Source organism: Streptomyces sp. NPDC093221, assembly GCF_044753885.1.
GTDB lineage: Bacteria > Actinomycetota > Actinomycetes > Streptomycetales > Streptomycetaceae > Actinacidiphila.
On the sequence record NZ_JBIVOA010000001.1, the window covers coordinates 80688 to 98749 of the forward strand.

Genomic DNA, 18062 nt, shown 5'->3' on the forward strand with positions numbered 1-18062 from the left:
ACTCTCGCTCACACAGACCGGTACGGCAGGATGTTCGCCATGACGAGCGTGCGCGACCGCGAAGAGGCCGACCGGCGAGAGCTCCCCGTGCGACCCTCCGACGAGGACCCGGTCGCCGCGGCCGGCAGTGAGTTCCTGGGCGGGCCCACCGGGCGGTGGGCCCGCTCCGGCGGTTACCGCTGGTGGAACCCGGTCCGCGTGATGGTGCTCGTCGTCATCGGGATGTTCGCCCTCGGCATGGCGCAGAAAGCGTCCTGCTACTCCGGCGGCTGGTTCCAGGGCGGCTCCCCGCAGTACATCCACGCCTGCTACTCCGACATCCCGCACCTGTACTCGCAGCGCGGCTTCGCCACCGACCTGGTCCCGTACTTCGACCGCATCCCGGACTCGGTCTCCGGCAGCGGCTTCCACTACCTCGAGTACCCGGTGCTCACCGGCCTGTTCATGGAGGTCGCCTCCTGGTTGACCCCGCACGGCGGCGACCTCCAGCACCGCGCGCAGATCTACTGGATCGTGAACTCCGCGATGCTGATGATCTGCGCGGTCGTCCTCGTCACGTGCGTGGCGCGCACCCAGCGGCGGCGCCCCTGGGACGGCCTGCTCATCGCCCTGTCCCCCGCGCTCGCGCTCACCGCGACCATCAACTGGGACCTGTTCGCCGTCGCCCTGACCGCCGTCGGCATGCTGCTGTGGGCCCGCAGCCGACCGCTGGCCGCGGGCATCCTGATCGGCCTGGCCACCGCGGCCAAGCTCTACCCCGTCCTGCTGCTGCTCGCGCTGTTCCTGCTGTGCCTGCGCGCCGGGCGGCTACGGGCCTTCGGCACGGCGCTCGGCGGCGCCGTCCTGTCCTGGCTGGTGGTCAACGGCCCGGTGATCCTGCTCGCCCGGCACGGCTGGTCGGAGTTCTACAGCTTCAGCCGCACCCGCGGCGTCGACTACGGCTCGCTGTGGCTGATCGTCATGCAGCGCACCGGCAACCCGCTGACCGGCGTGAGCGCGTACGTGGCCGCCCTGATGCTGCTGCTGTGCGCCGGGATCGCCGCCCTCGCGCTGTACGCCCCGCGCCGCCCGCGCTTCGCACAGCTCGCCTTCCTGCTGGTGGCGGCGCTGGTGATCAGCAACAAGGTCTACTCGCCGCAGTACGTGCTGTGGCTGCTCCCGCTCGCCGTGCTCGCCCGCCCGCGCTGGCGCGACCTGCTGATCTGGCAGGGCGCCGAGGTGCTGTACTTCATCGGCATCTGGATGCAGCTCGCGTACGTCACCGGCGGCACCAAGCACCACGGTCTGTCCGCCGACGGCTACCACCTCGCCATCGCCGTGCACCTGCTCGGCACGCTCTACCTGTGCGGCATGGTCATCCGCGACATCCTCCTGCCGCAGCACGACGTACTGCGGCAGGACGGCGACGACGACCCCTCGGGCGGAATCCTGGACGGCGCGGAGGACGTGTTCGTGCTCGGCGCCGTCCACCACGAGCCGCGGCACGCGGCGCCCTTCGCCGGACAGCGGGTCGAGTGGGGTACCACGATGCCGACGGACACCGCGCCCACGACGCCTTCGCCCACGGCAACTTCGCCCGCGGTGGACGAGAAGGACTAGACGACTGGAGAAGCCAGCCCAGCAGAGAAGGGCGCGACAGGCGTCCTACGACGGGTGGCGGTCCACGACCCGGTCGAACTGGGTCGTGGTGTGCCGCAGGTGCGCCACCAGCTCGTCGCCCACCGCGGGCGGCGCCACGTCACCCGGCAGGAACAGGATCGACACCTGCATGTGCGGCGGCTCCGCGAACCAGCGCTGCTTGCCCGCCCACACGAACGGCGACAGATTGCGGTTGACGGTCGCCAGGCCCGCCCGCGCGACCCCCTTGGCCCGCGGCATCAGACCGTGCAGCGCCTTCGGCGCCTCCAGGCCCACACCGTGCGAGGTGCCGCCCGCCACGACCACCAGATGGCCGTCGGCGGCCGACTTCTCCTGCCGGTAGCCGTATCGGTCGCCCTTGACGATCCGCGTGACGTCGAGCACCGCGCCGCGGTACTCCGTCGCGTCGTGGTCGCCGAGCCACATCAGGGTGCCGATCCGCGCCCGGAACCTGGTCTGCGGGAACTGCTGCCTGAGCTGCGCCAGTTCGGCCGCCTTGAGGTGGCTGACGAACATCGTGTGCAGCGGCAGCCGGGCCGCCCGCAGCCGCTCCATCCAGGCGAAGACCTCCTCGACCGCGTCCGTACCGTCGGTGCGGTCCAGCGGCAGGTGGATCGCGAAACCCTCCAGGCGTACGTCGTCTATCGCCGTGTGCAGCTTGACCAGGTCGTCCTCGGCCACGCCGTGCCGGCGCATGCTGCTCATCACCTCGATGACCACCCGCGCGCCGACCAGACCGCGCACACCCTCCACCGAGGACACCGAGCGGATCGCCCGGTCCGGCAGCGGCACCGGCTCCTCGCCCAGCCGGTACGGGGTCAGCACCAGCAGGTCGCCGCTGAAGTAGTCCTTGATCCGGGCGGCCTCGTACGTCGTGCCGACGGCGAGCATGTCGGCGCGCAGCCGGGTCGCCTCGTCGGCGAGGCGCTCATGGCCGAAGCCGTACCCGTTCCCCTTGCATACCGGCACGATGCCGGGGAACTGGTCCACCACGGACTGGTGGTGTGCACGCCAGCGTGCGGTGTCGACGTACAGGGTGAGGGCCATGGCCTGGTCGGGACCTTTCCTTGAGCGAGCCTTCGGCGGGCCGCGCGCGGGCCTTGTCGTGGCCCATGCGCGGGCCCGGGGTCAGCGACGCGACATGTAGATGTCGAGCGCCTTGTGGAGCAGCTTGTTGAGCGGGAAATCCCACTCGCCCAAGTATTCGGCAGCCTGCCCGCCCGTGCCCACCTTGAACTGAATCAGACCGAACAAATGGTCGTTCTCGTCCAGGGAATCGCTGATTCCGCGCAGATCGTAGACGCTGGCGCCCATCGCGTACGCGTCCCGCAGCATCCGCCACTGCATCGCGTTGGACGGGCGCACCTCACGCTTGTGGTTCGCCGAGGCGCCGTAGGAGTACCAGACGTGCCGGCCGACGGTCAGCATCGTCGCCGCGGCGACCGCCTCGCCCTCGTGCACCGCCAGGTAGAGCCGCATGCGGTTGGGGTCCTCGGCGTTCAGCGAGGTCCACATCCGCTGGAAGTACGACAGCGGGCGCGGCCTGAAGTGGTCGCGCTCGGCCGTCACCTCGTAGAGCTTCTGCCAGGTCGGCAGGTCGTCGTAGCCGGCCTGGACCACCTCGACACCGGCCTTCTCGGCCTTCTTGATGTTGCGCCGCCAGAGCTGGTTGAAGCCCTTGAGGATGTCGTCCAGCGAACGGTTCTCCAGCGGGACCTGGTACACGTAGCGCGGCTGTACGTCGCCGAAGCCCGCGCCGCCGTCCTCGCCCTGCTGCCAGCCCATCCGGCGCAGCTTGTCCGCGACCTCGAAGGCACGCGGTTCGATGAAGTCGGCCTCCACGTCGCGCAGCCGCTTGACGTCCTGGTCGGCGATGCCGGTCTTGATGGTGTTCGCCTCCCACCGGCGGATGATCACCGGCGGGCCCATCTTCACGGTGAAGGCGCCCTGCTGCTTGAGGTGGGCGAGCATCGGCTTCAGCCACTCGTCCAGGTTGGGCGCGTACCAGTTGATGACCGGGCCCTCGGGCAGATACGCCAGGTACCGCTTGACCTTCGGGATCTGCCGGTAGAGCACCAGACCGGCGCCGACGATCTGGCCGGTCCTGTCGTCGATCCAGCCGAGATTCTCCGACCGCCACTCCGACTTCACATCAGCCCATGCCGGGACCTGGCAGTGGCTTGCCGAGGGCAGGCTCTGGATGTACGCCAGATGCTGCTCGCGGCTGATGGTCCTCAGGGTCAGGCTCATGCGGGGCGCTCCCCAAACTCACGACGAACTCACGACTGCGGGCTGGAATGCTCACTACTTGCTTGTGGTGGGTTTCCGGTGCTGTTTTCTGGCCCGAAGCCTACTGCGCGGGGGAAGCGCCCTCGCTACTGCTCGCCGGTGCTGTCGGCGACTGCCGGCCGCCGCTACCAGAGCCCGCCGAACAGGCCGCCGTGCGCGACACCGATGTAGAAGCCGACCGCCGCCATGCCGAGGCCGATGACGAGAGCGAACCGCTCCGCCGTGGTCGCCGAGATGAACTGGCCGTAGCCGCCGGTGAGGATGCCGACCAGACCGGTCCAGGAACTGAGCAGATGCAGGCTGTTGAAGGCCGAGGAGATGATCGCGATCGCGCCGAGGACGACGGTCACCGCGACCAGCGTGTTCTCCAGCGGGTGCGGTCGGCCGTCGGTGTTGAAGGTGAGGTGGTGGGTCCGTTCCGCGTGCTGTGCCATGGGGCACCTCCGTGACGGAGTAGATGTGTCCAGATTGGGGGCAAAAGGGGGCGGATTTCAACCCGGGGGACCTGTGCGGGTAGTCTGTACGGTCTGCACCGGTGTCTGTGCGTGGGCCGGGCCTCGCCCGACTCGGCGGAACGCTCCTCGGACCGATCCGCCGCTCGACTGTCTGTCACTCGACTGTCAGTGCCCCGCGCTACCGTTGCGACGCAGATACAAACCCTCCTGCCACGGAAACGCCGTGGCCGCCTGAGTCCAAAGGAGGTGGGTTCCCCTATGCGTCACTACGAGCTCATGCTCATTCTCGACCCCGATCTTGAGGAGCGCGCTGTCTCCCCGCTGATCGAGTCCTTCCTCGCCGTCGTCCGCAATGGTGGCGGCAGCGTGGAGAAGGTCGACACCTGGGGCCGTCGTCGCCTCTCCTACGAGATCAACAAGAAGCCCGAGGGCATCTACTCGGTCGTCGACCTCAAGGCCACGCCTGAGGTCGTCAAGGAGCTCGACCGTCAGCTCAACCTGAACGAGTCGGTTCTGCGGACCAAGGTCCTCCGCCCCGAACTGCACTGAGCTCTCCGCTCAGCGCACCGGGGCAGTAACCGAGTAGTAGCCAGCAGTAGTCAGTAGCAGCAGCCAGAAGCAGTCAGCACACCGCCGAGAGGTCATCCCATGGCAGGCGAGACCGTCATCACGGTTGTCGGCAATCTTGTCGACGACCCCGAGCTGCGCTTCACCCCGTCGGGTGCGGCGGTCGCGAAGTTCCGAGTCGCGTCCACTCCGCGCACCTTCGACCGGCAGACCAACGAGTGGAAGGACGGCGAGAGCCTGTTCCTCACCTGCTCGGTCTGGCGGCAGGCGGCCGAGAACGTCGCCGAGTCGCTCCAGCGAGGCATGCGCGTCATCGTGCAGGGCCGGCTGAAGCAGCGGTCGTACGAGGACCGTGAGGGCGTCAAGCGGACGGTCTACGAACTGGACGTCGAAGAAGTCGGCGCCAGCCTGAAGAGCGCGACGGCCAAGGTCACCAAGACCAGCGGTGGCGGTCGTGGCGGTCAGCAGGGCGGCGGGTTCGGCGGAGGCGGCGGCCAGGGCGGCGGCGGCAACTGGGGCGGAAGCTCCGGTGGCGGCCAGCCCCAGGGCGGCGGCGGTGCTCCCGCCGACGACCCGTGGGCGACCAGCGCGCCGGCCGGCGGCGGCCAGGGCGGCGGTGGCGGTAACTGGGGCGGCGGCTCCGGTGCCGCTTCTTCCGGCGGCGGCTACTCGGACGAGCCGCCCTTCTAGGGCGGGCATCCTCACTTCTTGATCGCAAGATCGCATTAGGAGAATCACCATGGCGAAGCCGCCCCCGCGCAAGCCGAAGAAGAAGGTCTGCGCGTTCTGCAAGGACAAGACCGTGTACGTGGACTACAAGGACACGAACATGCTGCGGAAGTTCATTTCCGACCGCGGCAAGATCCGTGCCCGCCGCGTCACCGGCAACTGCACGCAGCACCAGCGTGACGTCGCCACGGCCGTGAAGAACAGCCGTGAGATGGCGCTGCTGCCCTACACGTCGACCGCTCGATAAGGAAAGGGTGACCTGAAGCATGTCGAAGATCATCCTTACCAACGAGGTCAGCGGCCTGGGTGCCGCGGGCGACATCGTCGACGTCAAGCCGGGCTACGCCCGCAACTACCTGATCCCGCGTGGCTTCGCCATCGCGTGGACCAAGGGTGGCGAGAAGGACGTCGAGCAGATCCGCCGCGCCCGCCGCATCCGCGAGATCCACTCGCTGGACGACGCGAACGCGGTCAAGGCGCAGCTCCAGGGCGTCAAGGTCCAGCTCAGCACCCGCGCCGGTGACACCGGCCGGCTGTTCGGCTCGATCACCCCGGCCGACATCGCCGCGGCGATCAAGACCGCCGGTGGTCCGGCCGTCGACAAGCGTCGTCTCGAGGTCGGTTCGCCGATCAAGACGCTGGGCGCGCACAAGGTGACGGTGCGGCTGCACCCCGAGGTCGAGGCCGTCCTCGACCTGGAGGTCGTGGCCGCGTAATCGCGACCGCTGTGTTCCACGTGGAACAGGGAGGGCCGGGCACCCCGATTGCGGGGGTGCCCGGCCCTTCGTCGTTGCGGGGTTCCGGGTGCGGCGGGCGCTGTGAGGTCTGGCCGCTCGCTGTGAGGTGTGTCGGCGGGCGGCTCGGGCTCTCGGCGAGTGCCTTGGGCTCCTCGGCGGGCGGCTCGGGCTCTCGGCGAGTGCCTTGGGCTCCTCAGCGGGCGGCTCGGGGGGCGGCTCGCGGTCTCAGCGGGCGGCGCCCGTGACGATCCAGCGGCCGGAGCGGGCCCGGAGCCACAGGGCGGCGAGCCGGGTCAGCATCATCAGGGTCATCGCCCACCAGAGCGCGGTCAGCCCCCAGCCCAGGGCGGGCACGGCCAGCGCGGCGGGCGCGAAGACGGCCAGCGTCCCCAGCATCGACCAGGCGAGATACGGCCCGTCGCCCGCGCCCATCAGCACGCCGTCCAGGACGAAGACGATGCCGCAGACCGGCTGCGCCAGCGCGACCACCAGCAGCGCGGACGCCAGCGCGTCCCGTACGGCCGGGTCCGAGGTGAACATCGGCCCGATCAGCGGCCGGGCCAGCGTCACCAGCAGCCCCAGGACGACCCCGCAGGCCACTCCCCACTCGATCATGCGGCGGCAGGCGGCGCGGGCGCCCTCGGGGTCGTCCGCGCCCAGGTAGCGGCCGATGATCGCCTGTCCCGCGATGGCGATGGCGTCCAGGGCGAAGGCGAGCAGGGACCAGACGGTGAGGGTGATCTGGTGGGCGGCGATCTCGGCGTCGCCGAGCCCCGCGGCGACGGCGGTGGCGATGAGCAGGACGGCCCGCAGGCTGAGGGTGCGGACGAGGAGGGGGACGCCGGCTCGGGCGCAGGCGCGTATGCCTGCGGGGTCGGGGCGCAACAGGGTCCACAGGGCGGAGCGTGCACCCGTACGGGCGTCCGTCGCGGGGTCGTGTGGCGCGGTGTCGTGTCGCGGCGCGGGGTGCCGCGTCGTGTCGTCCCGCGTCGGGAGGTGCCGCGCTGTGTCGTCCCGCGCCGTGTCGTCCCGCGTCGGGAGGTGCGGCTTGGCGAGGTGCCGCTTGGCGCCGCGGATCACCACCCACACATAGACGGCCGCCATGCCGTTCTGGGCGATGACCGTGCCCCACGCGGAGCCCGCGATGCCGAGTCCCGCGCCGTATACCAGGCCCGCGTTGAGCCCCGCGTTGGCGGCGAATCCGCCGACCGCCACGTACAGCGGGGTGCGGGTGTCCTGGAGGCCGCGCAGGACGCCGGTCGCCGCCAGCACCATCAGCATCGCGGGGATGCCGAGCGAGCTGATCCGCAGATACGTGGTCGCGTACGGTGCGGCGGTCGGCGACGCGCCGAACAGGTCGACCACGGCCGGGGCCGCCGGGAGGACGACGGCGATCACCAGCGCGCCCAGCAGCAGCGCGAGCCAGATGCCGTCCACGCCCTGGCGGATCGCGGCGGGCAGGTCGCCCGCGCCGACCCGGCGGGCGACGGCGGCGGTGGTCGCGTACGCCAGGAAGACGAAGATGTTGACGGCGGTGGTGAGGAGCGCGGCGGCGACGCCGAGGCCCGCGAGCTGGGCGGTGCCGAGATGGCCGACAACCGCGCTGTCGGCCATGACGAAGAGGGGTTCGGCGACCAGCGCGCCGAAGGCGGGGACCGCGAGGGCGAGGATCTCCCGGTCGTGGCGGCCCCGGGCGGGCGTGCGGGGGGACGAGGCCGGATCCTTCTCCACTGCGGGCTTGGCGAGCGGATTCACATGCACAGGGTAATCGTCCACAAGTAAGAGGTAAAGGCCGCCCTCGACTATTACGGGTGACTGCGTAGAGTGATCTCCTCCGCGTTGTTTGTGGCGATCTTGGGCCGACCGTGAATTTTTTTCTCCTGCACAGGCTATGGATGGAGAAAGGCCAGGTCAGAGCCGTTCCCTTGAGTAGATTGTCAGCTTGTCCACAGCGTCGTCCCAAGGGCTGTACACAGGTTGGGGCCACTTCTCCACAGGTATGCCGCCGCCGTCCACACCCCCTGTGGATAACCGGGTTGGTCAGGGCCGCCGAGAGCCCTACCGTGGACCGTCCCCCGACGCGCCGCGAGCGGCCCCGGGTGACTCAAATGTCGGCGCCGTGCCGTAAGAAAGAGCCGTGCTCCACGAACGCGTGGCACGTAACGGGGTGCGGTCGAACGCGGTCGAACGGTCCGCAGGGACGGGAGGAGGTGGCGCGGATGAGCCAGCCCGAACCCGCGGACGAGCACTGGGGGGAAGCACCCCCGGAAGCCGGTCCGAGCGACCGGCCCCCCGTCACCCGCTTCCGCAAGAAGAACGGCAACGACGACAGCGACAGCAACCGCTGGTCCGAGGGCGGCGGCGGCTTCGAGCGCGTCCCCCCGCAGGACCTCGACGCCGAACAGTCCGTCCTCGGCGGCATGCTGCTCTCCAAGGACGCCATCGCCGACGTCGTCGAAGTCCTCAAGGGCGCCGACTTCTACCGCCCCGCCCACGAGACGATCTACGCGGCGATCCTCGACCTCTACGCCCGCGGCGAGCCCGCCGACCCCATCACCACCGCGGCCGAACTCACCAAGCGCGGCGAGATCGCCCGCGTCGGCGGCGCCCCCTACCTCCACACCCTCGTCAACGCCGTCCCCACGGCGGCCAACGCCGAGTACTACGCCGAGATCGTCCACGAACGCGCCGTCCTGCGCCGCCTCGTCGAAGCCGGCACCCGCATCACCCAGATGGGATACGCCGCCGACGGCGACGTCGACGAGATCGTCAACAACGCCCAGGCCGAGATCTACGCCGTCACCGAACAGCGCACCTCCGAGGACTACCTCCCCCTCGGCGACATCATGGAGGGCGCCCTCGACGAGATCGAGGCCATCGGCTCCCGCAGCGGCCAGATGTCCGGCGTCCCCACCGGCTTCACCGACCTCGACTCCCTCACCAACGGCCTCCACCCCGGCCAGATGATCGTCATCGCCGCCCGCCCGGCGATGGGCAAGGCCCTGGCGCTCGACACCCCCCTGCCCACCCCGACCGGCTGGACGACGATGGGCGCGGTCCAGGTCGGCGACCACCTCCTCGCCGCCGACGGCACACCGACCCGAGTGGTCGCCGCCACCGACGTCATGGTCGGGCGTCCTTGCTACGAGGTCACGTTCTCCGACGGTACGAAGGTCCTGGCTGACGCGGACCATCAGTGGCTCACCTGGGACCGGAACACTCGCGAGGCATTCGACCACGCGAGGCCAGAGGCCACCTCCTACCCGGACAACTGGCCGTCCTGGTCTCCCTCACGGTCATCCGCCGGCACCGAACCCGGCAGGACCGCGGGCGCCGTCCAGCAGCAGTGGAATCGTCCCGAACCCGAGAGCAAGGCCGTCAGGCCGCGCAGCACCAGGGAGATCGCCGCAACGGTCCGTGCGCTGCACGAGAACAATCACGCGATCCCGGCCACGAGGGCTCTCGTCGGCCCTGAAGTCGATCTGCCCGTCGATCCGTACGTGCTCGGCTACCTCCTCGGGGACGGCGATACCGCCGGAAGCGGGCGTGTCGCCTGCGATCCACAGGACCGCGACTGGCTGATCAAGGAGTTTGACGCGGCCGGGTATGACGCTCGTCGGCACAGCAGCACCGGCCACTTCGGTGTGCGTGGGCTGAGGGACGCGTGGAGCCAGCTCGGTCTGTCCGCTGGCAAGCACATCCCGGCCGGGTACCTGCGCGCGTCCTTCGACCAGCGTCTGGCGCTGGCGCAGGGCATGGTGGATGCGGACGGGACCGTCGATGGCGACGGGGCCTATCGGTTCACGAACACCCATCGCGAACTGGTCGACGGATTCTGTGAGCTTGTCGTCTCCCTCGGTTGCGTCCCGCGGGTTCACCACCGCACCGGGCGTACCAGGGCCGACGTGATCGGCGCGGACTCCTGGGACGTCATCGTTCCGACGAATCTTCCTCTTGCCCGGATTCCGCGTAAGGCGAGTTCCGTTCGAGGGCAGTGGAAACGCGAGCAGGTCACGCGGTACATCACTTCCGTCACCCCGGTCACGAGCGTCCCGGTCCGCTGCGTGCAGGTGGACAACCCGGACCACCTGTACCTGGCCACCCGCTCCATGGTGCCCACCCACAACAGCACGCTCGCGCTGGACTTCGCCCGGACGTGTTCCATCGCCAACAAGATGCCCAGCGTCATCTTCTCGCTCGAAATGGGGCGCAACGAGATCGCGATGCGGCTGCTGTCCGCCGAGGCGCGGGTGGCGCTGCATCACATGCGGTCGGGGACCATGACGGACGACGACTGGACGAAGGTGGCCCGGCGGATGTCGGACGTCACCGAGGCGCCGCTCTACATCGACGACTCGCCGAACCTGTCGATGATGGAGATCCGCGCCAAGTGCCGTCGCCTCAAGCAGCGCAACGACCTGCGCCTGGTCGTCATCGACTACCTCCAGCTCATGCAGTCGGGCGGCTCGCGCCGCCCCGAGAGCCGTCAGCAGGAGGTCTCGGACATGTCCCGTAACCTCAAGCTCCTCGCCAAGGAGCTCGAAGTCCCGGTCATCGCGCTCTCCCAGCTCAACCGTGGCCCCGAACAGCGCACCGACAAGAAGCCCATGGTCTCCGACCTGCGCGAATCCGGCTCCATCGAACAGGACGCCGACATGGTGATCCTCCTCCACCGCGAAGACGCCTACGAAAAGGAGTCCCCCCGCGCGGGCGAGGCCGACCTGATCGTCGCCAAGCACCGCAACGGCCCCACCGCCACCATCACGGTCGCCTTCCAGGGCCACTACTCCCGCTTCGTGGACATGGCCCAGACCTGACCGGGGACGCTGTAGGGTCTCAGATTTCGTGTCCAAATCTCAGTATGGATGTCCGGACTGAGGCCGGTAGGACGCAAATCTGAGACTGGCAGCTCAGGGCCGTCACCCGTTCGGATGAACAGCACGCAGCGCTGCCCGTCTGAGACGAGCGTGCTGGCACCGTGGGTCTATGGGCAAGGGTCCATGGGCCGGGGGTGTGCGCGATGGACAGTGCTACTGCAACTGTGAGTGTTCGCTGCCGAGATGGCGAAGTGATTGATGATCAGGAATGGGCTGCGGTCTCGATTGACCTGCTGCAGTCCGCAGTGCCGTGGCGGACGTTCCGCTGGTACAAGGGGCAGAAGCATTACTCCGGCACCTACTGGTCCGCGACCATGCAGGACCACGTGATCTACGAGTCGCGCTTGGAGCTGAGCCGTTTACTCCTTGCAGACTTCGCCCCCTCGGTGAATCGCATCATCGCCCAGCCGTTTCTGTTGACGGTCACGGTGCGAGGGAAGGCGCGAAGGCACATACCGGACTACCTGTTGATCACTGATCAGGGCCCGGTGGTGGTAGACGTCAAGCCGCTGCGTCGGTTGTCCAGGCCCGAGGTTGTCTTCACTTTCGACTGGACGCGAGAGCTGGTGGAGGCTCGGGGGTGGACGTACGAGGTGTCGAGTGAGCCGCCGGTTGTGGAGCTGGAGAACATTCGGTTCCTGGCCGGCTACCGCAGGGACTGGCTGGTCAGCCAGGAGCTCCTGGGATGAGATCCGCAATGCCGAAATGGACGGTGTCGCAACGGCCCAGGCGATGTCGTCCCTTCTTCCGTACCCGGAGCCGTTGGTGCGAGCGGCAATCCATCACCTTCTCTGGACCGGCTACTTCACTGTCGACCTCGGTAGACCCCTCAGCTCTTCGAGGGTGCTGAGGAGGGCCGCATGAGCAGGGCTGGAGCCCGAGTGGGAGTCGGCAGCCGCCTTCGCTATGACGGGGAGACCGTCGAGGTAATCGAGATGGCTGCAACGACGGCGGGCAACGAGGTGGTGTTGAAGGACGGCCGAGGCCGACTTCTGCGTCTGTCCCTGAAGGAGCTGTTGTTCTCCGACCGTGCCGCTGTCATTCCTGACGAGCCCGGGGCATCGGCGGACGATGTCGACGTGATCGCCTCGGTGGTTCTCGGGCAGCTCGATACAGCGGAGAGAAGCAGGGTTCTGGACCGAGCCGAGCACGTCCGTGAGGTTCTGACGGGCTTTCGCTCGGGCTTCTCCGAGCTCGCTCGTGAGGGTGAGCCGCGCCCGGAGTACGTGTCCACGCTGTCGATGGAGACACGGCAGGAGGCGAAGGCGACTGAACTGGGTATCGCCGCACGCACGGTGAGGCGATGGGTCGCTGATTTCCGTGAGCACGGCGAAGCCGGCCTGGTAGCGAAGAGCGGACCTTCCCGGAAGTCCCATGGCAGGGCCGATGACCGTTGGGTGGAGACCGCCCTTGAGGTGATGGTCGAGCACACCGAGGAGTCGAAGCCGTCGCGGACCATGGTGATCGAGCGGACCCGGGCCCGGGTCATTGCGAGGTACGGTCCGGAGGTCGTTCCGCAGCCGAGTCGAGCAGCAGCTTTCCGGGTGCTGGCGGAGTTGGAGCGGCGGCATCCACTGTTCCGGCTGAGCACGAAGCGCAACCGCGATATCGCGGGCCGGCCGGACGGGGTCTACGGCAAGCTGCGTCCGACCCGGCCGGGCGAGTACCTGGTGATGGACTCCACCCGGCTGGACGTCTTCGCCTTCGATCCGTTGACGCTGCGATGGGTTCAGGCCGAGCTCAGTGTCGGTATGGACTGGTACACCCGGTGCATCACCGGGATCACGCTCACGCCGGTGTCGACGAAGGCAGTGGATGTCAGCGCGGTGCTCTACCAGTCCTTCCGGCCTCGGCCGGCTGGGCAGGACTGGCCCAGCCACGCGGTCTGGCCCGAGCACGGCATTCCCCGCACGGTCCTGGTGGACGTTGAGAAGGCTGAGGGCCCGGGGCTCGCCTCCCCGCCGCTGGTGCCGGAGACCCTGGTGGTGGACCACGGCAAGGTCTACGTGTCGGAGCATCTGACGAGCGTCTGCCCCCGGATGGGGATCTCGATCCAACCGGCGCGGCTGCGGACGGGACGGGACAAGGGACCCGTCGAGCGGTTTTTCCGGACCATCCGCGAGGACCTGCTGCAGGCGCTGCCCGGCTACAAGGGGCCCGACATCCACTCCCGGGGAGAGAAGCCGGAGGACGAAGCGTTCTTCTTCCTGGACGAGTTGGAGACGATCATCCGTGAGTGGACCGCGACGGCCTACCACTCGCGACCCCACTCCAGCCTCCTCGATCCGGGTCTGCCCGGGATGAGGATGTCTCCGGCGAAGACGTTCGAGCACGGCATGGCCAGGGCCGGCTACATCGAGGTCCCCCGGGACCCGGACCTTGCCTTTGAGTTCCTTGAGACCAAGTGGCGCACGATTCAGCACTACGGCGTTGAGATCGACCGCCGCCGCTACAACGGTCCCGGGCTCAACGCCTGCCGCAAGCTCAAGAGCCCTTACGACGGCCCGGGCAAGAACAGCTGGCCGTTCCAGGTCGACCCGGACGACGTCACCCGGATCTACTTCCGGGATCCCGACACCAGGCGATGGCACACACTGCTGTGGGAGCATGCGCCGTCCATGCAGATGCCGTTGAGCAAGGAGGCCCTGGACTTCGCCAGGAAGCTGGCGGCCTCCAAGTACCGCTACCCAGATGACCGGCTCGCGGTCGCCGACCTGCTGGAACGCTGGAACCTCGGACTTGGTACGACCGTGCCCGAGCGACGCATGGCCCTGCGACTCTCCCGTGAGCAGGCGGCCATCGAATTGCCGGAGACCGAAGCCGAGACCGTCATTTCGCTTCCCTCGGTACGCAAGGCCCTCGGGGTGGCTCCGGAGATGCCGAGAGGCGAACTGCCGGAGTCTGCGGAGGGTGGGGACGACGACGAGGCTGACCTGGAGGACCTCACCGACGAGGACGACTTCTACGAGGACGCGTTGGAGGACGTGTGACCGACACGGCAGGCATGCCCAGCCCGGCGAACCTGGCCCTATCGCGCAAGGAGGACTTCAAGGCGTTCGCCGAGGCCCCGCGCCGCATCCGGCCCGAGCATCTGACCATGGCACAGGTCGCGGCGCTGAGCCTGGCCGCGAAGGCTGAGTACGACCTGCTGAGACGTGAGTGGCATGCCAATCTCGGGCCCATCAGGACGCCGCAACTGTCCGAACTCCACGAGGACTTGTGGGACATCGTCGACAGCAACCTGCAGGATGGCGACAAGGCCAAGGGCGCCGTCGCACTCGATGCCTTCCCGGGCCTCGGCAAGACCACCTCAGTGCTGGCGTTCCTCCAGGAATTCCACCGCAGGGAGATCGCCGAGCGGGGACAGCTGACCGCCCAAGGACACGAACGCCTGCCCGTCTGTCGCGTCGGCCTGACCGGCAACACCGGCATGAAGGACCTCAACCGCTCCATGCTGGAGTTTTTCGGGCACCCCGGTCGCAACCGTGGAACCACCGCTCAACTTGGTCATCGGGCCCTGGACTGCATGCTCTCCTGCGAAGTCCGCCTGCTGGCTCTCGACGATCTGCACTTCCTGAAGTGGCAGAGGACGAACGGCATTGAAGTCAGCAACCACCTCAAGTGGATCGCCAACGAGTTCCCGGTGACCTTGCTGATGATCGGCGTCGGACTGGCCGACAAGGGACTGTTCAGCGAGGGCGAAACCAGAGGCGACGCCGCCATGGCTCAGACCGGCCGCCGCACCACTCGTCTGGGGATGCGGCCGTTCACCATCGAGACCGAGGAGAACCGCCGGGAATGGCGGCAGATGCTGCTGGCCTTGGAGCAACGCGTGGTCCTGGCCGGCAAGCACCCCGGCATGCTCGCCGACGATCTGTCCGACTACCTCTTCGCCCGCAGCACCGGCCACATCGGCTCATTGATGACGCTGATCAATCGAGGTTGCCAGCGAGCCGTCCGCAACGGGCAGGAATCGCTCAGCCGAGACCTGCTGGACGGCGTGAAGAACGATGAGGCATCCGAGCAGGCACGCAAGGAACTCGAAGCCGCTCTAGAAACAAGGAAGTTGACCAGTCGGCCCCGGGTCACCCGCAAGAAGGCTGCGTGACAGCCGCCCGCAGAACGCTCCCCGTCCGACTGGCCCCCTTACCCGGCGAAGCCCTCGACTCATGGCTCGAAGCCCTGGCACTGCGCCTGAGCACCCCCCTGGGCGATGTCCGGTCGCACCTCGGGTTCCCGGTGAGGAACAGGTCCGGGAACCACCTGCGGGACATCCCGCCCGACTGGACAATCGCGCTGCGAGAACAGGAAACCGCGGCCCTCGCCCATAGCAGTGGGCTTTCGTCCACCGCGATCACGGCCATGACACTGGCCCACTACGACCAACGGGCCCTTCTCATCGACCTGGAGCACCGGCACGTCAACCGCCGGGTGTTCTGGGGCAGGGCACGAGGCTCGCGGTTCTGCCCCGACTGCCTGGCGGACTCCGGCGGCCGCTGGCAGCTCACCTGGCGTCTGGGCTGGGCCTTCGCCTGTCTCCTCCACCAACGCCTTCTGGCCGACTGCTGCCCAAGGTGCGACCGTGTACAGCGCGAGCGGCCTCGCTCTGGCTGGACAGTCCCTCAGCCAGGCATCTGCGGCAATCCCCCCACCGCCCCGGACCGGGACCCCTCCGGCGGTTGCGGCTTCGACCTGACCCTGACCCGGACCCTTCCGCTGCCTGCAGACCATCCGGCACTGAGGGCCCAAGACCTCCTTCTGCAGGTCATCGAGTCCGGGACGGCCGCCTTCGGTTCCTACGTCAGCAACCCGCAGCCGGCACACAGCGCTCTCGCGGACATCCGAGCCATCGGCGGCCGTGTGCTGGCAGACCTCCCGGGCGGCACCATCGCGGACATGGTGCCGCCCGATCTCGCCGAGGGGCATCTCGTGCCGAATGCCGGTTCGCGCCTGGCATCCCGGGCCATCGAACGGCCCGGCTTCATGGCTCCTCCGCGGGCCGTGAGCACAGCTGTTGCGGTGACCATCGCGCTCCGAGTCCTCGAACACCGCGATGTCCATGAGGCCGGGGCCGAGATGCGGGGCCTGCTGGAGACGATGCGCGAGGAACTCGGGCAGGTCAGCGCCACCAGCATTGACGATTGGGGGCGCGGCCTGAGCCCCATCCTGAACGCCGTCCACCTGGCGGCTCTTGGCCCTTCGCTCCGGCCCAGCGACCAACTTCGCTTCCGCGCGGTGACCGCCATGCCGAGCAGGCCGAACCTCACCGATGCCGAAGCGACGCGGCGGGCCCGGAAGATCCCCGGTATGTTCTGGCCGTCCCTGGCAGTACGACTTGCGCCGCCCGACGGTGTCTACCCCCGAGTTCTCGCCCCCGTTCTGGCCAGCGCACTGCTGGTCATCGGAAACAAGATCAAACTCGACGCCGCCGCCCAACGCCTCGGCGCGGTCACCGAGGGCATCGATGTCTCTCGCATCCTGCAACTGCTGGACAATCAGCCGCACTGGCCGGCCACGATGACTGCCCTGATTCGGTTGGCCGACTACCTGGACACCCACGACGTCCCCATCGACTACCGGCGTCGCCGCCGCTTGAACTACACCGGCCTGATGCCGCATGAGCACTGGGTGGCCGTCTGCCGGCGCACCGGCACATCACCGGGCCATGGTCGGCGCGAGCTGGTCATCCGGTCGCAGTTGTTCCAACGCATCAGCGGCCATCCCATCGAAGCCGCACCTGGATACCCCAGCGGAAGCGAAGCACACTTCAGAGCGGATGCCGCCCGCACTGCTGCCCTGCACACCCCCGAGCTGGCGGCAGAACTCGACCAAGTGGCATACGAGTTCCTCGCCGACCAGGGCATCCGCGATGAGCCGGTGACCTGGCAGCCACCCGTGTCCCTGCTCGACGGACTCGACCTTCCCGGCCCCGACCCTGCGCGCATCGACCTTCCCCACCTGCACCGCATCGTCCGTCAGCAGAAGAACCCGGTCCAGTACGCGGCGGAATTCCTCGGCACGAGCATCGAGGCGATCCGCCTCATCCTGGACGAGCACCCCGCGCCAGCCGCACTGCTGTCATCATCCGCAGCCAGGGCGACCGGCGGCATCCGCCACAAGGCCCGCCAGGACCTACCCAGAGAGGCTTTCGCCCGCCTCTACCTTGACGAGCACCAGTCCCTGAACGAGATCGCCGTCCTCACCGGATTCGGTCGCGGCGTGCTGACCAGGCTCGCCCACGAGTACGACATCCCCCTGCGAGACGGCCCCCAGGACTACAAACGCCGAGGAGAGGTCGAACGCGACTGGTTGATCGAGCAGTACGTCAACCAGCGTCGGACTCTGCCCAACCTCGCCCGCGAGAAGGGCATGAGCACCGCGAACATGGCCCGCTGGGCCAAAATCCACGACATTCCGCGGCGATCACCTGGGGGAGCCAGCCACAACCAGACTCTTCGCGCTGCTGACGAAGTCCACCAGGCACCGCGAATCCTCCGCCCGGCATTCCTCGGTCAAGGTGACCGTGAACGCCTGAACCGATTCGCAGCCGCTTCCGCCTACCCCAGCATCGGCGCGGCGGCAGCTGACCTCGGACTCAACACGTTCGCCCTCGTCGCACAGATCAACCGGATCGAACGAGAACTCGGCGAACCGCTGTTGGTCAGAGCCGAACGCGGCCGGCCCATGGTGCTGACCCCCTTCGGGAGGAGAGTGCTCCGAGCCATTCGCACCCTTCGGGATAGTGCAACGTGATGAAGACCGCCGCAGAG

General features: G+C 68.3%; 14 protein-coding genes. 10 read left to right on the plus strand and 4 right to left on the minus strand.

Annotation, left to right across the window (positions count from 1 at the left end; translation table 11 throughout):
• Positions 1 to 39 precede the first annotated feature (39 nt).
• Complete coding sequence (locus ACIQCJ_RS00355) at positions 40 to 1599, plus strand: glycosyltransferase family 87 protein (RefSeq protein ID WP_402710240.1); 1560 nt, start codon at positions 40 to 42, stop codon at positions 1597 to 1599.
• A 45-nt stretch (positions 1600 to 1644) separates the two neighbouring features.
• Here ACIQCJ_RS00355 and ACIQCJ_RS00360 read toward each other — a convergent pair whose 3' ends face one another.
• The 3 genes from ACIQCJ_RS00360 to ACIQCJ_RS00370 form a co-directional block, all read right to left on the minus strand.
• A complete protein-coding gene (locus ACIQCJ_RS00360) occupies positions 1645 to 2685 on the minus strand; it encodes an alanine racemase (protein WP_401851313.1) in 1041 nt (346 codons plus the stop codon).
• An 81-nt stretch (positions 2686 to 2766) separates the two neighbouring features.
• The gene (locus ACIQCJ_RS00365) at positions 2767 to 3888 is read right to left on the minus strand and encodes a peptidoglycan bridge formation glycyltransferase FemA/FemB family protein (RefSeq protein ID WP_355336650.1); all 1122 of its coding nucleotides are present in this window, start codon (positions 3886 to 3888) and stop codon (positions 2767 to 2769) included.
• A gap of 164 nt (positions 3889 to 4052) precedes the next feature.
• A complete protein-coding gene (locus ACIQCJ_RS00370; protein WP_355336649.1) occupies positions 4053 to 4361 on the minus strand; it encodes a hypothetical protein in 309 nt (102 codons plus the stop codon).
• 279 nt (positions 4362 to 4640) lie between these two features.
• Here ACIQCJ_RS00370 and rpsF point away from each other — a divergent pair, with 279 nt between their 5' ends.
• From rpsF to rplI, 4 genes are all read left to right on the plus strand, one after another.
• Positions 4641 to 4931 carry a 30S ribosomal protein S6 gene (rpsF, locus tag ACIQCJ_RS00375; RefSeq protein ID WP_093711983.1) on the plus strand — a complete coding sequence of 97 codons (291 nt, stop codon included), beginning with the start codon at positions 4641 to 4643 and terminating at the stop codon, positions 4929 to 4931.
• A 99-nt stretch (positions 4932 to 5030) separates the two neighbouring features.
• A complete protein-coding gene (locus tag ACIQCJ_RS00380) occupies positions 5031 to 5639 on the plus strand; it encodes a single-stranded DNA-binding protein (RefSeq protein WP_355336648.1) in 609 nt (202 codons plus the stop codon).
• Positions 5640 to 5688: 49 nt separating this feature from the next.
• Entirely contained in the window at positions 5689 to 5925 is a 237-nt protein-coding gene (gene rpsR, locus ACIQCJ_RS00385) for a 30S ribosomal protein S18 (RefSeq protein WP_031512678.1), read from the plus strand.
• 19 nt (positions 5926 to 5944) lie between these two features.
• Positions 5945 to 6394 carry a 50S ribosomal protein L9 gene (gene rplI / locus ACIQCJ_RS00390; RefSeq protein ID WP_355336647.1) on the plus strand — a complete coding sequence of 150 codons (450 nt, stop codon included), beginning with the start codon at positions 5945 to 5947 and terminating at the stop codon, positions 6392 to 6394.
• Between the two features lie 246 nt (positions 6395 to 6640).
• Here the strand turns inward: rplI and ACIQCJ_RS00395 are convergent, their stop codons facing one another.
• Positions 6641 to 8146 (minus strand): MATE family efflux transporter, encoded by a 1506-nt coding sequence (locus ACIQCJ_RS00395; protein ID WP_402710827.1) that lies wholly within the window; start codon positions 8144 to 8146, stop codon positions 6641 to 6643.
• 689 nt (positions 8147 to 8835) lie between these two features.
• Here ACIQCJ_RS00395 and dnaB point away from each other — a divergent pair.
• The 5 genes from dnaB (at position 8836) to ACIQCJ_RS00420 (ending at position 18045) form a co-directional block, all read left to right on the plus strand.
• Positions 8836 to 11232, plus strand: coding sequence for a replicative DNA helicase (dnaB, locus tag ACIQCJ_RS00400; protein WP_402710828.1), 2397 nt, complete (start codon positions 8836 to 8838; stop codon positions 11230 to 11232).
• A gap of 251 nt (positions 11233 to 11483) precedes the next feature.
• Positions 11484 to 11981 (plus strand): TnsA-like heteromeric transposase endonuclease subunit, encoded by a 498-nt coding sequence (locus ACIQCJ_RS00405; RefSeq protein ID WP_402710241.1) that lies wholly within the window; start codon positions 11484 to 11486, stop codon positions 11979 to 11981.
• A 171-nt stretch (positions 11982 to 12152) separates the two neighbouring features.
• Positions 12153 to 14282, plus strand: coding sequence for a helix-turn-helix domain-containing protein (locus ACIQCJ_RS00410; protein WP_402710242.1), 2130 nt, complete (start codon positions 12153 to 12155; stop codon positions 14280 to 14282).
• Complete coding sequence (locus ACIQCJ_RS00415) at positions 14279 to 15400, plus strand: ATP-binding protein (protein ID WP_402710243.1); 1122 nt, start codon at positions 14279 to 14281, stop codon at positions 15398 to 15400. Before ACIQCJ_RS00410 ends, ACIQCJ_RS00415 begins: the two co-directional genes overlap by 4 nt.
• A complete protein-coding gene (locus ACIQCJ_RS00420) occupies positions 15397 to 18045 on the plus strand; it encodes a TniQ family protein (RefSeq protein ID WP_402710244.1) in 2649 nt (882 codons plus the stop codon). The genes ACIQCJ_RS00415 and ACIQCJ_RS00420 overlap by 4 nt, the downstream gene beginning before the upstream one ends.
• Positions 18046 to 18062 lie beyond the last annotated feature (17 nt).